The sequence below is a fragment of the Leeuwenhoekiella aestuarii genome (genome assembly GCF_004104055.1).
Lineage (GTDB): Bacteria > Bacteroidota > Bacteroidia > Flavobacteriales > Flavobacteriaceae > Leeuwenhoekiella > Leeuwenhoekiella aestuarii.
In genome coordinates, this window is the sequence record NZ_QOVJ01000001.1 from 105893 (window position 1) to 131655 (window position 25763).

Genomic DNA, 25763 nt, shown 5'->3' on the forward strand with positions numbered 1-25763 from the left:
TAAATTCTATTAAATCGCTTCGCTTAAAATATCAAGCGGGTTCATCTCTTCTTCCTCCTTCGCTTTTACTTCTTCTCGTTTGACACTTACGCTCAACACAATTCCTATCGCCAAACATGTCATCCAGATTGAAGTCCCCCCACTACTTACCAATGGTAAGGTTTGTCCTGTCACCGGAAATAGCTCTACAGCAACAGCCATATTGATCAATGCCTGAAAAATGATGGGCAACCCAACACCGATGGCTGCCAACTTTCCGAAAACAGTAGTTGCTTTATTAGCGACAACGAGTATTCTAAACAATAAAAGCAAGTACATCAATAACAACATCAGCCCGCCTATCAATCCCCATTCTTCAACAATGATTGCATAAATAAAATCTGAAGATGACTGTGGCAAGAAGTTTTTCTGAACACTTTTACCGGGACCCAATCCTGTTAAACCTCCTGTAGCAATTGCTATTTTTGCTTTTTCGATCTGATAATCACCTTCACTGTCCTCGTCATCCGCAAAACTATCTATACGACTCATCCAGGTATCCACACGGTTTGGAAACACTCCCGGAAATGCTTTTGCTGCGAGCACAAACAGCGTGAGCGCCAGTAGACCGGTCGCAACGATAATCCCTATATATTTTAATGGATAACCTCCCATAAAAACCAGTGTCAAAACCATTACAAAAATGATCGCAGTGGTTGAAAAGTTGGCAGGAAGTATCAAGCCCAAAATCAAAGCTACAGGCACCCAAAGCGGAAGAATACTTTCTTTAAAGGTTATCGTTTTATCTTTAATTTTTGTCAGATAGCGCGCGATATAAATCATCAACACTACAGAAGCTAACGTAGAGGTCTGAAACGTGATTCCCACAAACGGAACTTTGATCCATCTACTCGCGTTGGCACCATCAATAGTTGTCCCTTGCGCCATTGTGATTAAAAGCAAAATGAACACAATAGGGATTCCTATTATAGATAAGCCTTTAAAATAATGTGAAGGCACTTTATGCACCCCATAAATGATTGCAAAACCTAATACCAAATGCATAAAATGGCGTACCAAAAAAGGAAGCGTATCCCCATTTCCATATAAGTAGGCAAGATTACTACTCGCACTAAAAACCGGCAAAAACGAGAACAAAGCTAAAAAGGCAGTAATCGCCCAGATCGCCCGATCTCCTTTTAATGTGGTAAATATGTTTTTGGTCTTACTCAACTAATTGATCTTTATAAATTGCGAACTGCTTCTTTAAACTGACGGCCACGATCTTCATAATTTTCAAAAAGATCAAAACTCGCACAGGCTGGTGACAACAAAACATTATCTCCCTTTCCCGTAAGTTTGTAGGCGATTTTAACCGCTTCAGACATAGATTGTGTTTCAACTATGGTCTCTACCATTCCTGAAAAATGATGCATCAACTTTGCGTTATCTACACCCAGACAAATGATCGCTTTTACTTTTTCATTTACTAAGGGAAACAAGTCTTTATAGTCATTTCCTTTATCAACACCACCTACAATCCAAACTGTAGGAGCGTTCATACTATCTAGCGCATAAAAAGTTGCGTTTACATTTGTGGCCTTAGAATCGTTGATATAAGACACATTATTGATCTTCAAGACCTGCTCTAGGCGGTGTTCAACACCCTGAAAGCCTTCTAAAGATTCTCTAATCGTCGTCTTACGAATACTAAGCAACTTAGAAGCTGTTGAAGCTGCCATCGCATTCTTAGTGTTGTGAACCCCTTTAATCGCCAAATTTTTTGTTGACATCGTCATCGTTGTATCGTCAGTTATTATATTAATTTCTTCTTGAGCGTAATACGCTCCTTTTTTTAGTTTTTGTGAAATTGAAAAAGGCATCAATTGTGACCGCACCGGATGCTGCTCTAACCACTCTGTAATCACAGCATCGTCTGCATCATAAATGAGGTAATCATCTTCGGTTTGATTTTCCGCTATGCGGAATTTAGACCGAATGTAATTCTCAAATTTGTACTCGTAGCGATCTAAGTGATCTGGCGTAATATTGGTTAGAATCGCGATATTCGGCGCAAAACGCTCTATACCATCTAACTGAAAACTACTAATCTCTAACGCATAGTAATCCTGATCATCTACCGCTACCCATTTTGCAAAACTGTCACCTATATTACCTGCAGCTACGCTTTTTAAACCCGCTTGCTTCAGCATATGCGCCACCAGCATTGTAGTCGTTGTTTTACCATTACTACCGGTAATCCCAACGAGTATAGCTTTTGTATATCGCGCTGCAAATTCAATCTCAGAAATCACAGAAACTCCCGCTTCTACCAACTTTTTTATGAGCGGTGCTTTATCAGGAATCCCCGGACTTTTCATCACAAGATCTGCATTGAGAATTTTAGCTTCGGTATGACCGCCATCTTCCCATTCAATTTCATAATCCTTAAGAACGTCGAGGTATTTTGGTTTTATCTTCCCGAAATCAGAAACAAAAACTTCAAATCCCTGCTTTTTACCTAAAATCGCGGTTCCTATTCCGCTCTCTCCACCACCCAAAATCACCAGCCGCTTCATCTATCTAACTTTTAGAGTGACAATAGTGATGATAGCCAGTAGAATACCTACAATCCAAAATCGGGTTACGATCTTACTTTCGTGAATCCCCTTTTTCTGATAGTGGTGATGTAAGGGCGACATTAAAAAAATACGTCTGCCTTCACCGCTTTTTGCTTTTGTATACTTAAACCAACTCACCTGCAGCATTACCGAAAGGGTTTCCATAAAGAAGATCCCGCAGAGAATAGGTATCAGTAATTCTTTACGAATTGCAATTGCGATTACCGCGATAATTCCCCCAATAGTCAAACTCCCCGTATCACCCATAAATATTTGCGCCGGATAGGTGTTGTACCACAAGAAACCTACAAGCGCTCCAACAAATGCAGTAATAAATATTACCATCTCACCAGATCTTGGGATGTACATAACATCGAGGTAATCACTAAAAATGATATTACCCGATACCCAGGCAAAAATCCCAAGTGTCAACACAATTATTGCTGAAGAACCCGCCGCGAGACCATCTATACCATCAGTTAGATTTGCTCCGTTTGATACTGCTGTCACAATAAAAATCACAATGGGTATAAACAGCAACCAAGCATATTTCACATAATCATCTCCCAACCAGCTTACTAAAATGGTGTAATCTATCTCGTTATTCTTTACAAAAGGAATGGTTGTAGTTAATGCTTTCTCTTCTTTAGAAAATTCTCTAGCATTACTATCTAACAGCTGTTCTTGTTGCGGTGATTTATTTGCTAACTCTTCTTTTATCGTCACTCCCGGGTGAAAGAAAATAGTTGCTCCCACAATGATTCCAAGCCCTACCTGACCAAATATTTTAAACTTGCCTTGCAAGCCTTCTTTGTTTTTCTTTCTGATTTTTAAAAAATCATCCATAAAGCCTATCGCACCCATCCAAAGTGTGGTTACAATGAGTAGGATCACATAAATATTCTCGAGCCTGGCTAGTAAAAAAACCGGTATTAAAGTCGCCAGAATAATAATCAAACCACCCATTGTAGGTGTACCCGCTTTTTCCACCTGACCTTCAAGACCCAAATCGCGTATAGACTCACCTAATTGCTTCTTTTGCAAGTACAAAATGATACGCTTTCCCCAAATGGTAGAAATCGCCAAAGACATCAAGATGGCGATCGCCGCCCTAAAGGTGATAAAGCCAAATAAGCTAGCACCCGGAAAATTGTAGGTACGTTCTAAATATTCAAAAAGGTAGTACAGCATCTAAATTTTTATTTTACGCCTCTGCGTTTTGCCTTATTTATTTAGCTCAATTAATAGTTCTTTTACGATCTTAAAATCATCAAAATCGGTACGCTCTCCTTTAACTTCCTGATAAGTCTCATGACCCTTACCGGCTATTAAGATGATGTCATTTTCTGATGCCATCTGGCAAGCGGTTTTTATCGCCTGCTTGCGCGAGGTAACAGAAAGAGTCTTTTTATAATCTAAAGGCTCAACACCTTTTTCAATTTCTTCTATAATCAATTCCGGATCTTCACTACGTGGATTATCACTCGTGAAAATCACTTTGGTACTCAAGGCCGCAGCGATCTTTCCCATTTTTGGACGTTTTGTACGATCTCGATCTCCTCCACACCCCACAACAGTAATGAGTTCTTCATTTTTTGTACGAATATCATTTATCGTCTCCAACACATTTTTTAAAGCGTCAGGAGTATGTGCATAGTCAACAATCGCCGTTATCTTTTTTGAAGAAATCAAATACTGAAAACGGCCGCTCACACTCGTTAATTCTGACAAATACTGAAGCGCTTCGAGCTGTGTTAACCCCAGAAGTTCTGCTGCAGCATAAATAGCCAAAACATTATAGGCGTTAAATGAGCCTATAAGTTTTACCCAAACTTCCTGATCGTTAACCTTCAGCAATAAACCAGTAAGTTGGTTTTCTAAAATTTGAGCGCGATAATCTGCAAAAGATTTCAAAGCATACGTGTACTTTTTAGCCTGTGTGTTTTGCAACATTACCTGGCCGTTACGATCGTCAACATTCGTGAGCGCAAAAGCCGTTTTAGGCAGCTTATCAAAAAATGATTTTTTAACGTCTCTATATTCCGCAAAAGTCTCGTGATAATCCAGGTGATCGTGACTCAGATTGGTAAAAATCCCACCTTCAAATTGCAAACCCTCTGTACGCTTCTGGTGAATACCGTGAGAACTCACTTCCATAAAACAATACTCCACTCCGGCTTCATTCATTTTTGCCAGATACTTATTTATCGTTAACGAATCTGACGTGGTATGCGTTGCCGGAAACTCTTCATCTCCCACTAAAATTTTAACCGTAGAAAGCAACCCCGCTTTAAAACCTGCTTTTGTAAATAACTGATGCAGTAATGAAGCAATTGTAGTTTTACCGTTAGTACCTGTAATCCCCACCAGTTTTAAATTCTCTGAGGGGTTCTCATAAAAATTAGAAGCCATCAAAGCTAGAGCTTGAGCTGTATCTGAAGTTTGCACATAAGTAATTCCATTTACAAACTCTTTTGGCATTTGCTCACAAATGATAGCAATTGCACCTTGTGCTTCAGCCGTTTTTATATAATCATGACCATCACTTTGAGTGCCGCGAATCGCTACAAAAACGTCGTTTAAACCTACTTTACGCGAATCAAAATGTATCGCATTTACCGGCACACCGGGGTTACCCGTCACCGACTCAAGCGTTACTTTGTACAATATGTCTTTTAATAAAATCACGACAGTTGTAAAATGATTTTTTGATTCTTACTTATCTTTTGCCCGGCTTGTAAAGATTGAGATTTCACTTTCCCGTTTCCTTTAAATTCAACCTGAAGTCCTAAATTTTCTAATAAAGAAATCGCGTCCATCCCAGACATTCCCCTAACATTAGGAATGGTTTTCTCTGCATTTTGAGCCTTTTCAAAATAGGTTTCAAAATCCTGCTCCACAGTTTCCGGGTTAGCTTCTGCAAGTTTCACCTCATCAATTACCGGAGTATCGCTATATATTTTCTGGGCTATTTTTCTAAATACCGGGCCTGCTACAGTTCCACCGTAGTAACCTATTTTCTTGTTTGGCTTATGAATTACCACAATGCAGGAATACTCTGGGTTTTCCGCAGGAAAATAGCCTGCAAAAGATGCGATATATTTACCTTCCTCTTTCCAGTATTCTGTTTGACAGGTCCCTGTTTTACCTGCCATTGAAAAATTCTTTGAGTAAATATTATTACCGGTACCACGTTCCACAACGTGTTTCATCATATCCTGAACTTTATCAATCGTCGTTTGCGAACAAATCGCCGGATTGATCACCTCTTTCTCAAATTTTTGTATAGAAACATCCCATTTCTTGATCTCTTTTATAAAACGCGGCTTCACCATCTCTCCATCATTGGCAATAGCATTATAAAAGGTCAAGGTCTGCAAAGGTGTTAATGAAACACCGTACCCAAAAGCCATCCACGGCAAGGTTGTACCGTACCAGTTTGCATCACCGGGATATGGAAATCTAGGACTTCCTTCTCCTTTGATTTCTAAGCCCAGCTTATCATTGAGCCCCATATTATACAGTCGCTTCAAAAAACGCTTCGGATCATCTTTATACCCCTCATTTATCATTTTCGCGAAAGCGGTATTTGAAGAAAGCTCGAAAGCACGAGCCGCTGAGATCTTACCATAACCTCCCCAGTGCGAATCATAAACCGTACGGTTGTAAAAACGCACGCGGCCATTTTCGGTATCAATTATATCTGTTGTATCGATCACACGATCTTCAAGCGCAGCAACCATCGCCATCAGCTTAAAAGTGGAGCCTGGCTCAGCCGACTCGTAAACCGCATAATTTCTATCTTCATAATATCCGCCATCTTCGGTTCTACCGAGATTTGAAATCGCTTTAACTTCTCCAGACTTCGTATCCATCACCACCACACAACCGTGATCTGCTTCAAATTTTTCAAGAGACTCTAATAAAGCGTGATGTGCTATATCCTGAATATTCACATCTATAGTAGAAATAACATCATAACCATCTTGTGGCTCCACTATGTTATCGTCTCCAATAGGTTTCCACTGACCTTTAGCAATACGTTGTTTTAAACGATGGCCTTCTTTACCTCTTAAATAAGGACCAAAAGCACCTTCTAAACCAGCTTCACTATACCTTCCATGTTCCGTTAACCTATCGTAACCTATAGTACGCTCTGCTATTTTATCTAACGGATGTTCACGTACGGTACGCTGTTCTGTTATAATCCCTCCTTTATAAGGCCCTTTATTAAAGAGCGGCAACTTTTTAATTGCTAAATATTTTGAATATCCCAGATTACGCGCCAGAAGCAAGTAGCGATTCTTATTTACTCGGGCCTTACGTAAAACTTCAGTATAATGAGCTACCGGTTTTCCTAATTGCTCAGACAAGCCTTTTGCAAGCCCCTGAATATTCTCCTCAAAATCTGCTTGTTTTGGAGCTAAAGCATCAAAACGAACATCGTACTTAGGAACTGATGTTGCCAGTAAGCTGCCATCACCCGCATAAAGATTACCTCTGTTTGCCGGTATGGTAAACATGCGCTCTGTACGTGCCTCCGCAAGCTCTTTATACTTATCACCTTCTGCCAACTGAATGTTGCATAATTTAAACGCAACAAACAGGGCGAAGAGGAACATACCTCCTGCCACTAAATACATCCGGTTCAATATGTTCTTTTCGCTGGTAGCCATTTTGAACTTAAGGTGTTTTTGTTACTTTAATTTTTTTGGGCGGAGTAAGAGAAGGCCCCAACCCTTGTTGTGCAACCTGCTTAGTTACGACCGTTTCCATTTTGAGACGTCGCGCCTCCAGACGCGTATCTACAAATTCACTATGCAGCTCTTTAACCTCTGCATTCAATTGAGAGATCAAATGCACTTTTTTATCTGCACTGTGTGAGCTCCCAATCATTACTATCGCTAAAAAAGACAGAAACAGAATCATACGCCAGTTCTTCATAGCATCATCGCTAAAAAGAAATCTTCCTTTAAGTATGTTATAAATTCCTTCTTTCAAAGCCTATTATAATTTCTCTGCCACACGCAGCTTCGCACTGCGCGCCCTGTTATTCATTTTTATTTCTTCTTTACCAGGAACTATAAGTCCGCCTACTTTCTTAAACGGCACACTAAAGTTTCCAAAAATGTCTTTCTCCGGCTCCCCTTCAAAAAGACCGTTACGTATATAGCGCTTAACCAACCTGTCTTCTAAAGAGTGATACGAGATCAAACTCAATCTTCCGCCAGGCTTGAGCATCTCTTCGGTTTGCTGTAAAAACTCTTTTAAAACCTCAAGCTCCTGATTCACTTCAATACGAATTGCCTGATAGATCTGAGCCAACAACTTGTGCTCTCGATTAGCCGGCAAAAAGGGCTTTAAAGCCACTTTTAAATCTTCTGTAGTCTCAATAGGATTTTCTTTACGAAGCGAAACCAAGGTTCTGGCTATTTTAGGCGCGCTTCTCAATTCCCCATATTGCAACAAGACCCTACTCAGATCCTCTTCGGTATACTCATTTACAACATTATACGCAGAAAGCTTATTCCCTTGATTCATACGCATGTCTAGCTTCGCCTCAAACCGGGTTGAAAAACCACGTTCTGCAACATCAAATTGATGCGACGAAACTCCAAAATCTCCTAATATTCCATCCACTTGCGCAGCGCCATAAAAACGCAAAAAGCGTTTCGCAAAGCGAAAATTCTCATTGATCAATGTAAATCTAGGATCATCAATCGCATTTTCTAGCGCATCCTTATCCTGATCAAAAGCAAACAACTTTCCATTTTCACCAAGACGTCTTAAAATCTCTCTCGAGTGACCACCACCACCAAAAGTGACATCCACATAAACACCATCTGACTTAATCGCCAGACCATCTACTGTTTCTTTTAACAATACCGGGTTATGATAATCCATCTGGCACGTCATTTTGATCACCCATCACCTCCTCTGCAAGCGCTGCAAAGTCTCCGTCGTTATCACTCACCGCAACTTCATAAGCTACGAGATCCCAGATCTCAATTATATTTCCTCCGGAAGTCAAAACGATATCTTTTACTATCGAAGCAAAAGCAAGCAAATCTTTTGGAATTAACAATCTTCCAGAAGCATCTGCTTCAATTAGCTTTACACCTGCAGTAAACCTGCGTATGAAATCCACATTTTTTTTATTGAAGCGATTGAGTCCATTAATTTTTTTCATCATCACATCCCACTCAGACATCGGCCACAATTCTAAACAAGAATTAAAGACCGATCGCTTTACAACAAACCCTTCCTGCAACTCTTTTGCAAGCTGTTTTTTTAACGCAGACGGCATCATGAGCCTGCCTTTGGCGTCAACTTTACACTCGTATGTCCCTATTAGACTGAGCACGAATACAGTAGGTTTTAGATATTATAACTTCAAATATATAGAATTTATTACCACATCCTCCCACTTTATACCACTTTGTTGATAAGTCTTACCACTTGTTAATTATTGAGAAAACCTTAACATTGAGTTAGTAGCCTGTCTCAAAACCTCTTGTTAGCTTAGGCTGAGTAAAGCTTGACAGACTAAAGCATTTTTAGATTTTCAATTTGCTCTAAATGTCTATATTTGTGGCAAAGCCTCTTGCCTACCAATAATTATGAAGCACCAATTAAAAACCGAGGGAAAGTTCACCTACTTAGAAGTTGGCGAGGGAACCCCTATAGTTATTCTTCACGGATTGATGGGTGGCCTGAGCAACTTTGATGAAGTCACAGACCATTTTTCGCAAAGGGGATATAAAATTGTAATTCCTGAGCTCCCTCTTTACTCAATGCCGCTTATTAAAACCGGCGTTAAAACATTTGCTAAATACCTTAACGACTTTATCAAGCTGAAAGGCTTTAAAGAAGTAATACTTTTAGGAAACTCGCTAGGTGGGCATATTGCCTTGTATCACGCAAAACTTTATCCCGAAGTGATGAAAGCTTTAGTTATCACAGGAAGTTCTGGTTTATACGAGAGTGCAATGGGTGAGAGTTACCCTAAACGCGGTGATTATGAGTATATCAAAAAGAAAGCCGAAGACGTTTTTTACGATCCAGCTGTTGCAACTAAAGAAATTGTAGATGAAGTTTATGAGACTGTAAACGACCGCAATAAACTCATTAAAACACTTGCCATTGCCAAGAGCGCTATACGTCACAATATGGCACAAGACCTCCCCACGATGAAAACTTCAACGTGTATCATTTGGGGTCGAAATGACAATGTAACCCCTCCTGAAGTAGCCGAAGATTTCAACAAACTTTTACCCGATTCTGATTTGTTTTGGATTGACAAATGTGGTCACGCTGCGATGATGGAGCGCCCGCAAGAGTTTAATGAAATTCTTTCTGACTGGCTCAAATCACGTAACATATAACACCTTTTGTTATGCATATTAAATCTGCAGAATTTCTAGTTAGTAATTCTAATGTAGCCAAGTGTCCAAAAAATAAAATGCCTGAGTATGCTTTTATTGGACGTTCTAACGTAGGGAAGTCTAGTTTAATAAATATGCTTACCGATCGTAAAAACCTTGCAAAAACTTCAGGGAGACCGGGTAAGACACAACTTATCAATCACTTTATAATTAATCAAAGTTGGTACTTGGTCGATTTACCAGGATACGGTTATGCACGCGTTTCCAAAAAGGTTAAAAAAGAATTTCAAAAATTTATTACGCAGTATTTTGAAGAACGCGAACAATTAGTTTCTGCATTTGTTCTTATAGATTGCCGGCATGAACCGCAGTCTATTGATAAAGAGTTTATGGAGTATTTAGGTGAGAAGCAAATTCCATTTTCAATCATTTTTACCAAAACAGATAAATTGAAACCAAAAGCTCTTGAGCGCAATATTGAAAATTACAAACAAGAATTATTGGCAGGAGCTTGGTTAGAAATGCCTAATTACTTTATAAGTAGCGCTTCTAACAGCACTGGCAAAGATGACATTTTAAACTACATCGATCAGATTAACGAGCAACTTAAAGAAGCTTAGTCCTTCGTTCAATTTCTGTTATCAGATCTTTTTCAGTTTTCAAATGGTCAAAATCTGATTTAGCTAGAAATAATTCAATATTATTATCATCTTCCTTTAATACTACTGGAAAATTCAGCTTTGTATATTCTAATGAATTATATTTTTTAAGGAATTTATCTTTATGTAAGAATTCCATTTCAAAACTACTTTTTTCCCGAAAAGTTTTCCAAGATGTTCGCTCACGAAAAATCCCATGCGTTAATTTACAAAGTTTGCAACTATAAGTAGCGGGACTCAAAACTTTATGAAGACTATCAAGATGGGCGTTAAACCTTCCGGAATGCGCGTTATAAACAAAGATTAATTTCTTCACATTCCGAAAGATTTATTGAAATAATATTATTTTTTCAACTCTAATTTTTCAGCAAAATAATCGCAGAAATCCAGCATTGTCGCAGTCATTTTATCATCATCAGTAGCACGCTTAAATGTGTTTGCCATGCTTACTAAAGTCTGGTGAAAGAATACTTTCATCTCATCAACCGGCATATCTTTTGTCCACAGATCAATGCGAGCCGCCTCTTGTTTGTTGTGATCCCAAAGCGAAAGCATTAATGCTTTTGCAGGTTCGTGAGAAACACCACCATCTGGAGCGTTCCACGATATCTTTTCAGGAACACGGTTCTCATCTAATTCTATACTTAATTCAATTTCAGTTTTCATCAACTGTATTTTTATTTACGGGGTTTATAATTGGCTTGTTTAAAAATCTCATCACTGGTTTCACCCGGCAGCATTTGCAAAGGTATATTATTGCGCTGCATATAACTTTTTACAATTTGCCAGCCTATATAGCGACCCAATCGCGGGGGACTATCATTATCAAAAGACAAATAGAATTTCGAAAAAGGTGCCGGATTGATAAACCTGCTTAACAACTTACTATCTGAATCAAAAAGCAATTCGTTTTCTATAAAATATTTCCAGATATCAACTTCATTAGCAATTGCCCAGTCGTATTGCGCCGGAGTGTACCCAATTATTTCATTCTTGTCTTTTAGCGTCAATAACTGCTCTATCATATAGAGTCGTTTTCCATGGTAAATCATTTCATCAAGAAATCTACGCCCCCCATTTCTTCTAACCCATTTAGCCACAAAAACATCCGCAACATCAACATCAAGCTGTTCTTTTCTAAAATTTTGCGTGTAAAACCGCTGTATTCCATCATAAAAATGATGCTCAGGACCTAGATAATTATCCAATCCAATAATCAACAGGCTATCTGTAAGAATCACCGGAGTACGGTAAGCTACATCAGAAGTAATCGTGATCACCTCTGGGATAGACGTTTTGGGATAATAATATTTGATATGTTTAAACAGAGTTTCAAGATCAGTTTGTTCTTCGGCAAAATCTGGAAAAGCTTGCGCAACCTCTTTATTCAATTCAAGTTGAATCGTATCTTTTATTTTTTCAGCCCAAAATTCACGCGTATAAGTTTCTGGAAAAAGAAAAGGATATGCACGAATCAAATCATCTAAGCCTGAAGAATCTACCGCAGCAAATTTCTGATCAAAGCGCGCTACTTTTAGGTCTATAGGAATCTGAGAAATTTCTTCAGGTAATTTTGCATCATCGTTACAGCCAGACATTAAAAATGCAAGAAGCCCTAAAAAAAAGCCAAATACACGAACTAACCCCACTCTACTCACGATTAACTTTTTAAATTTTAGTAAATTCACGATCATAAAATTGCGCCGCAAAGGTAGTATTTACAAACTATAAATTCTGTTTCTTATGCAAACCGAAAAAGTAATCGATCACATTGTAACCTGGTTAAAATCTTATGCTACAAACGCAAACATTAAAGGTTTTGTTGTAGGTGTTAGCGGCGGAATAGATAGCGCCACAACGTCTAGCCTTTGTGCTAAAACCGGTTTACGCGTCTTGTGCGTAGAAATGCCTATTCATCAACCGGAGAGTCACGTTACTCGCGCTCAGGAACATATCGCTCAATTAAAAAAGCGTTTTGCTAATGTTTCAGATGTGCGCGTTGATCTTACGGAAACTTTTGAGACCTTTAAAGGAACTTTACCAGTTGCAGACGCAAACCCTACTTTAGAGTTAAGTCTTGCTAATACACGTGCTAGATTACGTATGAGTACACTGTATTACTTTGCTGGCCTACACGGTTATCTGGTTGCTGGTACAGGTAATAAAGTAGAAGATTTTGGCGTAGGTTTTTATACAAAATATGGTGATGGCGGTGTAGATCTAAGCCCTATTGCAGATTTAATGAAAAGTGAAGTTTATGCTATCGCTAAAGAACTTGGCGTTCCTGAAAGCATACAAGTTGCTAAACCTACAGATGGCCTCTGGGGCGATGACCGCAGTGATGAAGATCAAATTGGAGCAACCTACGATGAACTAGAATGGGCAATGCTTGAAGATGAAAAAGGTAAAATCGCAACAGACTTTGAAGGTCGCCAGCAGCAGATATTTACAATTTACAAAAACTATAATAATGCCAACAAACACAAAATGGAGCCAATTCCTGTTTGCGAAATACCGGCAGAATTAAAATAAAATGTTCGTTTAACCTTTAAATTTATTGTTACAGCGAAAACCATTTGCAATTAGCATAAATCATATTAATTTAGAAAGCTAAAGACATTTAATCTCTATGATTACGATTACAATAGCAGATCACCATCCCATCGTTATAGATGGGTTAGCTCACCTCTTAAAAGACATACAACACGAGATTACTGATGTTGTTACAGACGGAGATGACCTCATCCCGTCTTTAGAACAGCAGGTGCCTGATCTTGTAGTTATGGAGATAGATATGCCTAATCTGCAAGGCCTTTCTGCCATTAAAGAATTACGCAGATTATTTGCCGGAATTAAAATCATGGTTTTTAGCACGCATCCTGAAGGGATGTATGCCCTAAGTGCCATAAAAGCCGGAGCAATGGGTTATGTGGGGAAAACTGCAGATACAGACGTGGTTCTTAAAGCAATGCTACAGGTTGCCCGAGGCGGAATTTATCTCAACAACGACCTTGTTGAAATGCTTTCTAATTCTGATCCTTCTAAGAACAATTCTCTTGCTTATAAATACAAGAAACTTTCTACACGCGAGACCGAAGTACTCAACTTGCTTTCTTCTGGCAAGCGTAATAAAGATATTGCAGAGACATTAGACATTAATGAGAAGACGGTAAGCACTTACAAAACACGCTTACTTAAAAAACTAGATGCGAGTAGTCTTGCAGAATTGATTCAACAAGCGAGACTTTTACAGACTTCAGATCTTTAACGCATAAATGGCATAATCACCAGATTGCGCTTTTTTGCAATAAGAACCTCAAGCGTCTTATAATCTTTATACTCTTCCATAAATTCTTTAGCATTTTCAGGAAGCTCACCAGATTTTAGCTGCTCTCCAAATTCTGACATTTTACTTTGTATTAAAAAATGACGCAAGTTCAAAAGCGTTTGAACAGTTTCCAATCCTGAATTGTCTTTTAAAGATTTTACATAAATCTCGTGAGTATCCCATTTGTGAAGGGTGTGTCTTTCGGGTTCAAAAGCTATAGAAGATATTTTACCCATGATTTCAGGATCAAGGGTCTGCCCAAGTTGATCTAATTTAATCTCGCCTTCTTCACGTGTTAAATGCTCAATTAAAACGGGATAAATATTCTGAAAATCTTCATTAGCAAACTCCACTTCATCCTCCTGGAGATCTAAGTAGATTTTCTCATAGATAATAAGCTCCCGCTTGACTTCTTTTTCAACAAGGTTTCCCTCCTCGTCTTCCTCAATCATTAGATCTAAAAATTCGACTGGCTCTTTACCAAAAGTAATCAGTAGTTTAATGATGTTTTGCTCCAGTTCATACTGTCTGCGAAACTTAACTTTCTCCTCATTTTTTAGCGCAACCATTTCCCCGTTACCGCTAGCTTTCGGCTTCTCTTCTTTTACAACATCTTTTTTTCCTTTATTGCGTATTTGCGCCAGCGTATTAAAAAGAACATTTTCAGTGATATCCATAATACGCGCACATTCTTGCACATAGATTTCCCGCTTAATAACATCAGGAATTTTAGCGATACTTTCTACCATATCACGCACAAGCCCTGCCTTTTTAACCGGATCACCTTGCGCTTCCTTTACCAATAGGGAAGCTTTATACTGAATAAAATCTTTAGCATTTTCTTTTAAGAAATCTTCAACTTCGGTTAAAGTATGCTTTCGAGAAAAGCTGTCAGGATCTTCCCCTTCGGGGAAACTACATACCTTCACGTTCATTCCCTGTTCAAGAATCAAATCAATCCCGCGTATCGAAGCTCGCTGCCCGGCTGCATCCCCATCAAATAAAACAGTGATATTAGGCGTAAGACGGTTTATCAATCTTATCTGCTCTGGTGTAAGCGCCGTACCTGAAGAAGAAACCACATTCTCAATACCCAATTGATGCATCTGTATAACATCAGTATAACCTTCTACTAAAAAACAATTATCCTCCTTTGCAATAGCTTGTTTGGCATGATAGATACCGTAAAGCACTTTAGATTTATGATAGATATCACTCTCCGGGCTATTTAAGTATTTTGCGGCTTTTTTTTCGTTAGTCAAAATTCGGCCTCCAAAACCCAGAACTCTTCCACTCAACGACTGAATGGGAAACATTACGCGACCTTTAAACCGATCAAACTGCTTCTCTTCTTTTACGATAGAAAGTCCGGTTTTTTCTAAATACTCTAACTTGTAACCTTTACGAATTGCCTCTGATGTAAAGGCATCCCACGTATCAGGAGAATACCCCAACTGAAATTTCTCTATTGTATCTTCAGAAAAATCACGCTCTTTAAAATAAGAAAGCCCAATGGCTTTTCCCTGTTCAGTATTTAGTAGCGTTTTATGAAAATAGTCTTTAGCAAACTCAGAAACCACATACATACTCTCCCGCTCATTAGCCTGCTCTTTCTGCTCGTCTGTCTGCTCGGTCTCTTCTACTTCTATATTGTATTTTTTTGCCAAATATTTTATGGCTTCAGGATAAGTAAAATGCTCGTGCTCCATTAAAAAAGCAACCGCATTCCCTCCTTTTCCGCTTGAGAAATCTTTCCAGATCTGTTTTACCGGGGAAACCATAAAACTGGGAGAGCGCTCATCTGTAAACGGACTCAGGCCTTTAAAGTTAGAGCCTGATTTTTTTAACTGAACAAAATCTCCAATAACCTCCTCTACCCGAGCGGTTTCAAAAACATTATCTATAGTGGTTTTAGAGATCAAATTAGTGCTGTTTGCTAAATATTAAAAAAGAATGTTTGCAAATTTACTACAATAAAAAAACCTGCACGAGATTACACGTGCAGGTCTTACATTTCTTGTTAGTATATGCTCCCAAAGTTAATCCATATCAAAACGCAAACCTACAGAAATGTTGCGTTGCTCTATCGGATTGTTTTTAAAGATGGTATTTAAATCATATTTCACATAAAGCGCGGTATCGCCAAAAGCGACATAACCACTCACACCATAAATAAAATTATTAGTGTTAAAATTCTGCTTGAATTTATCCTTGCGGTCATCGCCATTTTCTTCATATTTCAGCTTTTGAATAGTCAATAGATTGAAGCCGGCATAACCACCCAATCCTATTTTAAACTGATTTCTTGTTGAGTATCTAAAGTAGTTGTCACCGGTATGTTTTGTTGAAGGACCAAATTCAAAATGAACAGGAAAAACCAAATGATCCATTCTGAATTTTGATTTATCAAGATTTAACGGAAACGCTTCTAGAACCGTCTGATCGCCCTGCTCAACCAAATATTGATTATCATCTAATTTTAACCCATTAAATTGAAAACTAAATCCATACTTCAATCGAAGAAAGTTAGAGTTTGTAAACACGCGGGTTTTCCAAGCCAGACCCAATTCAAAAAAACGACTGCCTCCTATTTTATAAGGTGAGTCGTTAAGAGACTGCCCTTCAATTAAAACATTATTAAAACCTATAGCCAACACGATATCTGAAGTTGTGCGACGATCGTAAACCACTTCTCTTTTATCGCTTCCCAAACTCAGCTTTTCATCACCTATAAAAATCCCGAAAAAAGAATCATCTTCAAAATCCTCATTACGCTCCAGAAGATCTATTTTGCTTTCTAAAATAGCCAGTTTATCTTCTATATTTCTGGCATGCTTTTTTGCAGCTTCTTTCTTTAAAATCGATGCCTCTTCTGCAGTTAACTCCCCATTTTCTTGGCGCTTGTTAATCGTTATAACCTCAATTTTTAATGCTTCTTTCTCATCAAGAATTACCTGTTCTTTCTGGGCTTGTAATTCTAAAACAGTCTCTTGTTTTTTAGTGGTTTGAGCACTGATTTTTGCAGGTAATAAACTGATACCTGCAATTAATAATAGTAGTAACGTTCTCATAATTTTTGATTTAGTTTCAGGATATCGCTCTCCGCCCTGGTGGCAGAGAGCAGTTTCCCAAAGATTGATGAATGAATGTTTATTTAATTATTGCGCGAAGCAACAGCTTCTCTGGCTTTTAGAAAGCCTTCTTTAAGCGCTTCAAAAACGCGGTCTCTAAAAGAGGGATCCAACTCTTCTTCAACTTCATACAGCAATGCTTCTGCACTTACTGCATTGCGCTCTTTATCAAATACTTTTTCTGAAATTATATCGCGCTGTGCATCACGCAACAGCTTATCTATTTCTGCGTCAGAATAGGCAACCCCAGCATTTTGTTGCTCCTGTACTTTTGCGATGATCGCATCTACTTCTGCATCTATTTTTTGTTGTACAGGAGCCTCTAAAGCTTCTTTCTTTCGTGACGTTTCCGTGGTAACAAGCGCTTCTTTTTGTTTAGGTGAAAGTTCAACTTTTGGATTGCTTTCGTTTTCGACTGGCTTTTCTTGAACACGTACTACTTCTTCTCTAACCAACTCCTTATCAATAAGCTTATTTTGTTTCTGCACTACCGGAAGAACTGTTTCAATTTTAGATTCTTCAACCGGCACTTCAACAACCTGAGGATTCTGGTTTTGATCGACTCCGAAAAAGAATTTTCCGCTTAAAACCAATACTCCTACAAAACTCGCTGCAAGCAATAACCAGCCGTAGTTCTTTTTACTTTTCCGCTTTGCGGAAGTATCAAGATCTTGTTCTATGCGTTCCCAGGCACCAGCCGATGGTTTGATCTCTCGCTGCTCCAGCCGTTCCCGCATATTTTCTTCAAATTTTATCGGCGCCATACTTATACGTATTTAATTCACTTAATTTTTGTTGAAGCAACTTTCTGGCTTTAAACAGTTGGCTTTTTGATGTACTCTCCGCGATTTCCAACATATTAGCAATTTCCTGATGTTTGTACCCTTCTATCGCATACATCACAAAGACCGCTCTATACCCTTCTGGCAATTGATCAATTAAAAGTTGAATGTGCTCAACTTCCAGATCGCTATTCTGCGGATTGTAAGTAGGGTCATCACCCTGATTATCATAATCTGTGAAAATCATTTTTTGCTCTTTACGCAAATAGGAGATAGATTCATTAACCATTATGCGGCGTACCCAACCTTCAAAACTACCTTCGTCTCTAAAGCGATCCAGATTTTTAAATACTTTTAAAAACCCATTGCACATCGCTTCTTCTGCTTGCATGCTATCTTTTAAATATCTTCTGCAAACACTTAACATTTTAGGTGAATGTAATTCATACAATCTTCGCTGCGCTTCCCGGTCTCCCTTTGCCGCCTTTTTAATAAGCTGTTTTTCGTTATTGAAGAATGTAATGACTTTCACAAAACCTATTTTACAAAGTTGCTTTAATCTGATTTATTGTTTCCTGTTTTCAATCAAATTGAATTCGCTTTAAAACAAAAAATTAAATCAAACTGTTTTAAAAACTCACTTCATATATAAAGACGCAGCATTTTTTAAAATGGTTGCCTGGTAGAAAAATATTTTTTGAAATAAATTTTAGCTTACCGTATTTCAGTATCTTAAAATTTATTTTTTCCGCTCAATCACATAATTCACCATCAAGACCAAAGCATCTTTATACTTAGATTCCGGATATTTTTTGAGTAATTGAAGCGCTTCTTGCTGAAGTGCTTTCATTTTAGACACGGCATAATCCAACCCACCCGATTGCTTTACGTAAGCGATTACTTCGTTTACACGCTTTTTGTCTTTATTGTGATTCTTAACCGAATTGATGAGCCACTTTCGCTGTTTGTCATTGCTGTTATTCACCGCGTAGATAAGCGGTAAAGTCATTTTTTGCTCTTTAATATCAATCCCGGTAGGCTTGCCTATTTTTTGAGAGCCGTAGTCAAAAAGATCGTCTTTAATTTGGAAAGCAAGACCTATAAGTTCACCAAATTTACGCATCGTCTCGATATCTTTCTTACCGGCATGCACCGCACAGGCACCCATAGCACAGCAAGCCGCAATAAGGGTTGCTGTTTTCTGCCGAATGATTTCAAAGTAAATTTCTTCGGTGATGTCAAGGTTTCTAGCTTTTTCAATTTGCAATAATTCACCCTCACTCATCTCTCTCACAGCTACAGAAATGATCTGAAGCAAATCAAAATCTTCATTATCTATAGAAAGTAAAAGACCTTTAGACAATAAAAAATCACCTACGAGAACGGCGATTTTATTTTTCCAAAGTGCATTAAGACTAAAGAAGCCACGCCTGCGGTAACTGTCGTCTACCACATCATCATGAACCAATGTAGCGGTATGTATCAACTCAATTACAGATGCTCCTCTATAGGTACGGTCATTGAGGCGCTCATCTCCAAGCATTTTTGCAACGAGAAAGACAAACATCGGCCGCATCTGTTTCCCCTTGCGGTTCACAATATAATGCGTGATACGATTGAGAAGCGGAACTTTAGATTTCATTGAAAGCGAAAACTTCTGCTCAAAGAGTTCCATCTCGTGAGCAATAGGCTGCTTAATTTGTTCGGCTACTTTCAATGTTCTGTTAAATCTTTTTTATACTATTCAGGCTTCTTTGTTAGCGAGTTGACCGCAAGCAGCATCAATATCTTTTCCGCGAGAGCGACGCACGGTAACAGTAATACCATGATCTTCAAGCTTGGCTACATATCTGTTTATTGCCTCAGGGTCTGCCTGCTGAAACTGACCATCATCAATAGGATTGTATTCGATCAAATTCACCTTACTGGGTACCGCCAAACAAAAATCTATTAACGCTTCGATATCTTTATCCTGATCATTTATACCTCGCCACACCACATATTCGTAGGTTATGCGCTTTTTAGTTTTAACATACCAATACTGCAATGCATCTTTCAATTCTTGAAGCGGCATCTGCTCATTAAACGGCATAATATCGGTACGCACATCATCTAGAGCTGAGTGTAAAGAAACCGCCAGATTGAATTTAACCTCATCATCTGCCATTTTCTTTATGATCTTGGGAACACCAGAAGTTGAAACCGTAATGCGCTTAGGAGACATCCCTAAACCATCAGGAGCGGTGATTTTTTCAATAGATTTAACTACATTATTGTAATTCATCAACGGCTCTCCCATTCCCATAAAAACGATATTAGAAAGCGGTCTGTTGTGATACAATCGACTTTGCTGATCTATCGCCACAACCTGATCAAAAATCTCATCAGGATTGAGATTACGCATGCGCTTTAAACGAGCAGTAGCACAAAATTTACAATTTAGACTACACCCTACCTGTGAAGAAACACAAGCTGTAGTTCTTGAAGAAGTCGGGATCAAAACAGATTCTACGGTAAGACCATCATGCAATTTCACTGCATTTTTAATTGTACCGTCATTACTACGCTGCATCTGATCAACCTTAATGTGATTGATCACAAAATGCTCATCCAGAAAGCTTCGGGTTTCTTTAGAGAGATTAGTCATGTCTTCAAAAGCGTGTGCGCCTTTGCTCCATAACCACCCATAAACCTGGTTTCCTCGAAAAGCTTTTTCGCCTTGAGCGACAAAGTAATCCCGTAACTCATCACGCGTAAGTGCCCGTATGTCTTTTTTAGTTTTTATCACGGTGCAAAGATACCAATTAGCAGCGTGTTAGCTATAACAGGTTTCTTAACTTTTAAGCATAAAAAATCCCCGATAAAATTACCGAGGATTTTTTATAATAATAGCTCTTTAGAATTAGATGATCAACATCGCATCACCGTAGCTGTAGAATTTATATTTCTCTTTCACTGCTTCTTCATATGCTTCTTTCATAAAATCGTGACCCGCAAAAGCAGATACCATCATCATCAAGGTTGACTTAGGCGTATGAAAGTTTGTTATCATACAATTTGCAATACTAAAATCATAAGGAGGGAAAATAAACTTATTAGTCCATCCACTGAATTCATTAAGTGTATGATTAGAACTTACCGAGCTTTCCAGCGCGCGCATTACCGTAGTACCTACTGCACAAATTCTTCGGTTTTCTTTAATCGCATTGTTTATAGTAGCAGTTGCAGGAGCGTGTATATACGCCTCTTCACTATCCATTTTATGCTTAGATAGGTCTTCTACCTCAACCGGGCTAAAAGTTCCCAAACCAACGTGAAGCGTTACTTCAGCAAAATTAAGACCTTTAATTTCCAGACGTTTTAACAAATGCTTGCTAAAGTGTAAACCTGCAGTAGGAGCAGCAACTGCACCCTCTTCTTTTGCAAAAATCGTTTGGTAACGCTCTGCATCTTCTGGCTCAACTTCTCTTTTAATGTATTTAGGAAGTGGTGTCTCACCAAGTTCTGTCAATTTATTTCTAAACTCCTGATATGAACCGTCATAAAGGAAACGCAAGGTTCTACCGCGAGAAGTTGTATTATCTATAACCTCAGCTACCAGACTCTCATCATCTCCAAAATACAATTTGTTACCAATACGTATTTTACGGGCCGGGTCTACAAGAACATCCCAAAGACGCGTTTCTGAATTTAGTTCTCTTAATAAGAACACTTCAATACGTGCTCCGGTTTTTTCTTTATTACCATAAAGACGCGCCGGAAAAACCTTAGTGTTGTTCAACACCATCACATCATCTGCATCAAAATAATCAATAAGATCTTTAAATAGCTTGTGCTCGATGGTTTGGGTTTTGCGGTTAAGAACCATTAATCTGGCTTCATCCCGATTTTCTGCAGGGTATTCAGCAAGAAGCTCTTTTGGCAAATCAAAGTTAAAATGTGAAAGTTTCATTCCCATGGGACGTCTGTTTTTAGGTATTTAAAATAGCGTGCAAATATACAACCTCAGGGTAGGGGTTGTCAAGTAAAACAGCGTTTAATTTATAAAGCCGCTTCCACACTAAGAAACGGAAGGTTTAATAGGCCAATAACCGAACATTTTACCTCAATCCCACCTATTGCAAATTGATTAAAGAACCGAATAGCAAGCACAAAAGATCTTTTTATCTTTTAGTACAAGTATAGGAAAAATTGAACCCTTGGCTATAGCCCTACGATTAAACCTCTTTGATCTTAAATCCTAGCGTTTTAAAATCATTCCAGAAATCAGGATATGATTTGTTTACCACTTCTGCATCTTCAAAAAGAATAGGTGCTCGCAAAGCGAAAGGTGCAAAAGCCATTGCCATGCGGTGATCTTGATACGTTTTTATGGTGACTTCAGACTGAAAATTAGTCACTCCTTCTAAATGAAGACTTTTATCGGTTACTGAAATATTTGCTCCAAGTTTAGACAACTCTGCTTTTAAAGCCTCTAAACGATCTGTCTCTTTAATTTTTAAGGTATGTAAGCCGGTTAAATCACAAGCAACACCCATCCCATAACAGGTAACCGCAATGGTCTGTGCAATATCCGGACTGTTTGCTAGATCAAACGCTACGCGTTGTGGTTTTGGTTTATTTTCTTTCTCAAGTAAAACTGCATTTTCTAAGAAAGTGGTTTTAACGCCAAGCTTGGTGTATAATTCTGCCAATACAGAATCTCCTTGCAAGCTGTTTTCTTTATAGCTTGATATCTTCAGCTTTGCACTATCACATAGCGCAGCAAGACTATAAAAATAAGAAGCACTACTCCAGTCTGACTCTACCGTCATTTCTGGAATTGTACTCTTTCCGGCAGGAGCAATTTTTATCAATTGACCTTTAAAGCTACTTTCAATCCCCAATTGCGTTAATAACGAACGTGTCATTTCGATATAAGGCACGGAAGTAATCTGACCCAAAAGTTCAATTTCTAAACCGTTAGGCATAGACGCTCCTACCATCATCAACGCAGAAATATATTGACTACTCACATTAGCGGCTAGTGATACTTTATTTTTCTCTAGTTTTTTTCCTTTAATGTAAAGCGGAGCATAACCTTCGTTTTTTAGATACGTGATGTCAGCTCCCAGATCGCGTAAGGCATCAACCAGTAATTTTATAGGACGTTCCTGCATGCGTGAGCTTCCTGTGAGTATGGTTTCACGACCTTCAAAAGCTGCAAAATACGCAGTCAAAAAGCGCATTGCTGTACCGGCGTGATGTATATCTACCGTTTTCTCTTTTGAGGCTAGTGCTTTTTGCATCACCTCGCTATCATTACTGTTGGAAAGGTTTTTTATTTTAAAATTTCCAAAGAGTGCCTGAAGTAATAATAATCTGTTGCTTTCACTTTTTGAACCGGTAATTTTTATATCACCAGAAAGTTTGGGTTCTTTTTGTTCTAATAGTAGTATCAAAATAGTAGCTTAAAGGTAGAAACCGTTATTGAAGTTTTTTGTTGTTGTGGTGGCGATCGTGATCACGCTTAGTTTTTAAATCGAGCTTTTTATCAAAAGCCTCCTGAAGGTCAATTCCGGTTTGATTGGCAAGGCATAAAACTACAAACAGTACATCTGCCAACTCCTCGCCAAGATCTTTATTCTTATCGCTCTCTTTTTCGCTTTGCTCTCCATATCGGCGCGCAATAATACGGGCAACTTCGCCTACTTCTTCGGTGAGTTGTGCCATATTGGTTAGTTCGTTAAAATAACGAACCCCGTGTTCTTTTATCCAATGATCAACAGCTTGCTGCGCATTATCAATTTTCATAAACCTTAATCTTTGCTAAAGTGCTAAATTAAGGTAAAGCAGAAAATCTAAGTCGTGATTATCCTAAAAAAGAAAAGTTGTCTTTAAAAATTAAATACTTTTTTTAAGAATCACTTTTTCGTTCTCTTTGTCTATACGTATTTTAAAGAATTCTTTTAACGTCTGATAATAATCGGCCGGCATAAAAGTACTATTCAGATTGATGCGCGTCATAACCTGCAATATATTATTCTGTTCATGTATCGTATAGAGAAAAATACCCATATCATCGGGCAACGCTATTTTTGTAGATTCAGGAAGGGAAGCTACTGCATATCCAGCAGGTAGCTCTATTGAAATATTAGTATTATGTGTGAACGGATAATCAAAATCTATAGGTGAGATGCGCTCGTCTGACTTAAAAGGCGACTCTCTTTCCCTGAAGAACAATAACGGATTTAAGAAAATCTGTCCCGGAACCTGATCTACAGCCTGATCAATTTTAAACTGAAAAGATTCAACAATTGGTTTTTCGAGTTTGTTCAAATCTTTTAATTGATGTGCTGTCAACTCATCTAAACCAAAATAATCCAACCGTTTTTCGCCCCAATTTTTCACATCCTGAGTGCCTACACTGTGTCGTATTTTAAGAGCTTCTAAACTAGAAAAACGTTGCTTGAGTTCGCCCTCAAGACTACCATCTTCATTTAAAACAGCTTTTACATACCTATCTATCTGGGGTTTTATAGTCTCAAAAAGATCAATCTCTTGAGAAACCCCCTTTTCATTCACCATTCTTCCTTTCCAGTTGTAAACGCGTGTTGGTAAAATATTTGGAGCGCTCCACTTGTCTGTGGCATCAAGTAGAATCGTCTGCATTTCAGATCGAATACCTACGACTACATAATTGTAACCTTCTAAAGTAGGAAAATGTGGTATTCCAAAACGTTTTGTACCCAATAACACAGGGTGAGCCGAAACTCCACACTCCCTTAAAAGGGCTGTAAGCAACAGATTTATTTCTGAAACATTACCGCTTCCATTTTTGTAGGCCTTATCTATGCCTTCATCTGTATATTTTCCATAATTACCGTTCCAGGAAATTTTAGATTTAACAAAGCGCAGAGCTGCTTTAATTTTAGCATCCTGCGTTTTATTTGCTGCTAAAATCTCGGCCGCTGCTTCTTCAAGAAAACGAGTACTCTTGAGCTCACCACCAAAATCATCGTGTTTAAAAATTGTTCGTGCTACCTCTTCCCAGGTTGTAGAATATTCCCTTTTGTTATCATTAAAATTGGTGGAGATCAATTCATAAATTATGCTGCGACGGTAGTTGTCAGGATTTATTATATAAACCTCTTTCTTGAGCGCGGGAACATCTTTTTGCTCATATTCTGCAACGAGTTCTTGATAATTGAAGTAATTACTTTGATTAAAATCACCATTAACTGTTATCCCACCTCGTTGTACAGATTCTTTGGGCATAATATCAAAATAACCTTTTTTTATTCTGCGAAACTGAAACATTCCGGGAGTTCTGATTTTTGCATAATAATCAATTACCGGAATATCTTCCTGAATAATAAGATCATCTATTTTATAGAATGGGGAAACCATTTTATAGCTCCATTCTACAACACTTCCCACTTGAGCAGCTGGCATTGTAAAGGCAGTCTCGTCCCATCTTTCTGATCTTTCGGTTTTAAAAATCGCATCTTTATCCAGCTTACTCTTTTCTATTTGACCTGAATTGAAATTATAGGTAACTCCTTTAATATCATCTACTAATTCTTTGCCAGAATCACCATTGTATAATCTGATTTTTTTAGTAGCATAATTTAAACCTTCCTTATTGAGAATTTTTATGCGCTCTGTAACCTCTGTAACGATGATCCACCCGTCATCATTAGAATCATAATCAAAATATGTTTCTCTTACTTTGTTAAGATAAGCTGCCGGTGCTGTAGAATCCTTCGCATAAACTTCTAAGGTAAGTTCTGCTTCTGATACATCTTCTAATTCATAATCCTGAGCGCTTAAAACAGTACAACTAAAAATAAGGTACAGTATGCTATAAAAGGTTACACGTAATGATTTCAAAATACT

The 25763-nt window shown here is 38.3% G+C and carries 25 protein-coding genes; 4 read left to right on the forward strand and 21 right to left on the reverse strand.

All coding sequences use genetic code 11. The features are described from left to right. Window positions 1-9: 9 nt before the first annotated feature. The 8 genes from DSM03_RS00495 to DSM03_RS00530 are packed head-to-tail and all read right to left on the reverse strand — an operon-like array spanning window position 10 to window position 8964. On the reverse strand, window positions 10-1212 hold the full coding sequence (locus DSM03_RS00495) for an FtsW/RodA/SpoVE family cell cycle protein (protein ID WP_128761418.1): 1203 nt from the start codon (window positions 1210-1212) through the stop codon (window positions 10-12). Window positions 1213-1223: 11 nt separating this feature from the next. Next, a complete protein-coding gene (murD, locus tag DSM03_RS00500; RefSeq protein ID WP_128761419.1) occupies window positions 1224-2558 on the reverse strand; it encodes a UDP-N-acetylmuramoyl-L-alanine--D-glutamate ligase in 1335 nt (444 codons plus the stop codon). Further along, a complete protein-coding gene (mraY, locus tag DSM03_RS00505) occupies window positions 2559-3791 on the reverse strand; it encodes a phospho-N-acetylmuramoyl-pentapeptide-transferase (protein ID WP_128761420.1) in 1233 nt (410 codons plus the stop codon). A gap of 33 nt (window positions 3792-3824) precedes the next feature. Next, entirely contained in the window at window positions 3825-5288 is a 1464-nt protein-coding gene (locus DSM03_RS00510; RefSeq protein WP_128761421.1) for a UDP-N-acetylmuramoyl-L-alanyl-D-glutamate--2,6-diaminopimelate ligase, read from the reverse strand. Further along, on the reverse strand, window positions 5285-7276 hold the full coding sequence (locus DSM03_RS00515; RefSeq protein ID WP_128761422.1) for a penicillin-binding protein: 1992 nt from the start codon (window positions 7274-7276) through the stop codon (window positions 5285-5287). The genes DSM03_RS00510 and DSM03_RS00515 overlap by 4 nt, the downstream gene beginning before the upstream one ends. A gap of 7 nt (window positions 7277-7283) precedes the next feature. After that, a complete protein-coding gene (locus tag DSM03_RS00520) occupies window positions 7284-7601 on the reverse strand; it encodes an FtsL-like putative cell division protein (RefSeq protein WP_128761423.1) in 318 nt (105 codons plus the stop codon). A gap of 6 nt (window positions 7602-7607) precedes the next feature. Beyond that, complete coding sequence (gene rsmH, locus DSM03_RS00525; RefSeq protein WP_128761424.1) at window positions 7608-8504, reverse strand: 16S rRNA (cytosine(1402)-N(4))-methyltransferase RsmH; 897 nt, start codon at window positions 8502-8504, stop codon at window positions 7608-7610. Then, window positions 8491-8964, reverse strand: coding sequence for a division/cell wall cluster transcriptional repressor MraZ (locus DSM03_RS00530; protein ID WP_128761425.1), 474 nt, complete (start codon window positions 8962-8964; stop codon window positions 8491-8493). The genes rsmH and DSM03_RS00530 overlap by 14 nt, the downstream gene beginning before the upstream one ends. Window positions 8965-9220: 256 nt before the next feature. Here DSM03_RS00530 and DSM03_RS00535 point away from each other — a divergent pair, with 256 nt between their 5' ends. Next, the gene (locus DSM03_RS00535; protein WP_128761426.1) at window positions 9221-9985 is read left to right on the forward strand and encodes an alpha/beta fold hydrolase; all 765 of its coding nucleotides are present in this window, start codon (window positions 9221-9223) and stop codon (window positions 9983-9985) included. An 11-nt stretch (window positions 9986-9996) separates the two neighbouring features. Beyond that, a complete protein-coding gene (gene yihA / locus DSM03_RS00540; protein WP_128761427.1) occupies window positions 9997-10605 on the forward strand; it encodes a ribosome biogenesis GTP-binding protein YihA/YsxC in 609 nt (202 codons plus the stop codon). Here the strand turns inward: yihA and DSM03_RS00545 are convergent. The 3 genes from DSM03_RS00545 to gldB are packed head-to-tail and all read right to left on the reverse strand — an operon-like array spanning window position 10592 to window position 12302. After that, the gene (locus DSM03_RS00545; RefSeq protein ID WP_128761428.1) at window positions 10592-10960 is read right to left on the reverse strand and encodes a GTPase; all 369 of its coding nucleotides are present in this window, start codon (window positions 10958-10960) and stop codon (window positions 10592-10594) included. The two genes, yihA and DSM03_RS00545, sit on opposite strands and share 14 nt — an antisense overlap. Before the next feature lie 26 nt (window positions 10961-10986). Further along, window positions 10987-11310: a gliding motility protein GldC gene (gene gldC / locus DSM03_RS00550; RefSeq protein WP_128761429.1), complete on the reverse strand. Its 324-nt coding sequence runs from the start codon at window positions 11308-11310 to the stop codon at window positions 10987-10989. Between the two features lie 11 nt (window positions 11311-11321). Continuing rightward, window positions 11322-12302: a gliding motility lipoprotein GldB gene (gldB, locus tag DSM03_RS00555; RefSeq protein WP_236638840.1), complete on the reverse strand. Its 981-nt coding sequence runs from the start codon at window positions 12300-12302 to the stop codon at window positions 11322-11324. An 85-nt stretch (window positions 12303-12387) separates the two neighbouring features. On the opposite strand from gldB, the gene nadE reads away from it, so the two are divergent. Continuing rightward, entirely contained in the window at window positions 12388-13176 is a 789-nt protein-coding gene (gene nadE, locus DSM03_RS00560) for an NAD(+) synthase (RefSeq protein WP_128761431.1), read from the forward strand. A gap of 97 nt (window positions 13177-13273) precedes the next feature. Beyond that, window positions 13274-13912 (forward strand): response regulator, encoded by a 639-nt coding sequence (locus tag DSM03_RS00565; RefSeq protein WP_128761432.1) that lies wholly within the window; start codon window positions 13274-13276, stop codon window positions 13910-13912. Here the strand turns inward: DSM03_RS00565 and dnaG are convergent. From dnaG to DSM03_RS00615, 10 genes are all read right to left on the reverse strand, one after another. Then, the gene (gene dnaG, locus DSM03_RS00570) at window positions 13909-15894 is read right to left on the reverse strand and encodes a DNA primase (RefSeq protein WP_128761433.1); all 1986 of its coding nucleotides are present in this window, start codon (window positions 15892-15894) and stop codon (window positions 13909-13911) included. The genes DSM03_RS00565 and dnaG overlap by 4 nt on opposite strands. Window positions 15895-16011: 117 nt before the next feature. Next, on the reverse strand, window positions 16012-17043 hold the full coding sequence (locus DSM03_RS00575) for a hypothetical protein (RefSeq protein ID WP_128761434.1): 1032 nt from the start codon (window positions 17041-17043) through the stop codon (window positions 16012-16014). An 83-nt stretch (window positions 17044-17126) separates the two neighbouring features. Further along, the gene (locus DSM03_RS00580; RefSeq protein ID WP_128761435.1) at window positions 17127-17867 is read right to left on the reverse strand and encodes a hypothetical protein; all 741 of its coding nucleotides are present in this window, start codon (window positions 17865-17867) and stop codon (window positions 17127-17129) included. Further along, window positions 17848-18417, reverse strand: coding sequence for an RNA polymerase sigma factor (locus tag DSM03_RS00585; RefSeq protein ID WP_128761436.1), 570 nt, complete (start codon window positions 18415-18417; stop codon window positions 17848-17850). The genes DSM03_RS00580 and DSM03_RS00585 overlap by 20 nt, the downstream gene beginning before the upstream one ends. 207 nt (window positions 18418-18624) lie before the next feature. Next, window positions 18625-19602, reverse strand: coding sequence for a polyprenyl synthetase family protein (locus DSM03_RS00590; protein ID WP_128761437.1), 978 nt, complete (start codon window positions 19600-19602; stop codon window positions 18625-18627). A 27-nt stretch (window positions 19603-19629) separates the two neighbouring features. Continuing rightward, entirely contained in the window at window positions 19630-20673 is a 1044-nt protein-coding gene (gene rlmN, locus DSM03_RS00595) for a dual-specificity RNA methyltransferase RlmN (RefSeq protein WP_128761438.1), read from the reverse strand. Between the two features lie 114 nt (window positions 20674-20787). Then, a complete protein-coding gene (gene queA / locus DSM03_RS00600) occupies window positions 20788-21837 on the reverse strand; it encodes a tRNA preQ1(34) S-adenosylmethionine ribosyltransferase-isomerase QueA (RefSeq protein ID WP_128761439.1) in 1050 nt (349 codons plus the stop codon). A gap of 265 nt (window positions 21838-22102) precedes the next feature. After that, window positions 22103-23326, reverse strand: coding sequence for a 3-phosphoshikimate 1-carboxyvinyltransferase (locus tag DSM03_RS00605; protein ID WP_128761440.1), 1224 nt, complete (start codon window positions 23324-23326; stop codon window positions 22103-22105). Between the two features lie 25 nt (window positions 23327-23351). Then, window positions 23352-23678, reverse strand: a complete 327-nt coding sequence (locus DSM03_RS00610; RefSeq protein WP_128761441.1) for a nucleotide pyrophosphohydrolase — start codon at window positions 23676-23678, stop codon at window positions 23352-23354. Between the two features lie 90 nt (window positions 23679-23768). Beyond that, window positions 23769-25757 carry a transglutaminase domain-containing protein gene (locus DSM03_RS00615; RefSeq protein WP_161567081.1) on the reverse strand — a complete coding sequence of 663 codons (1989 nt, stop codon included), beginning with the start codon at window positions 25755-25757 and terminating at the stop codon, window positions 23769-23771. Window positions 25758-25763 lie beyond the last annotated feature (6 nt).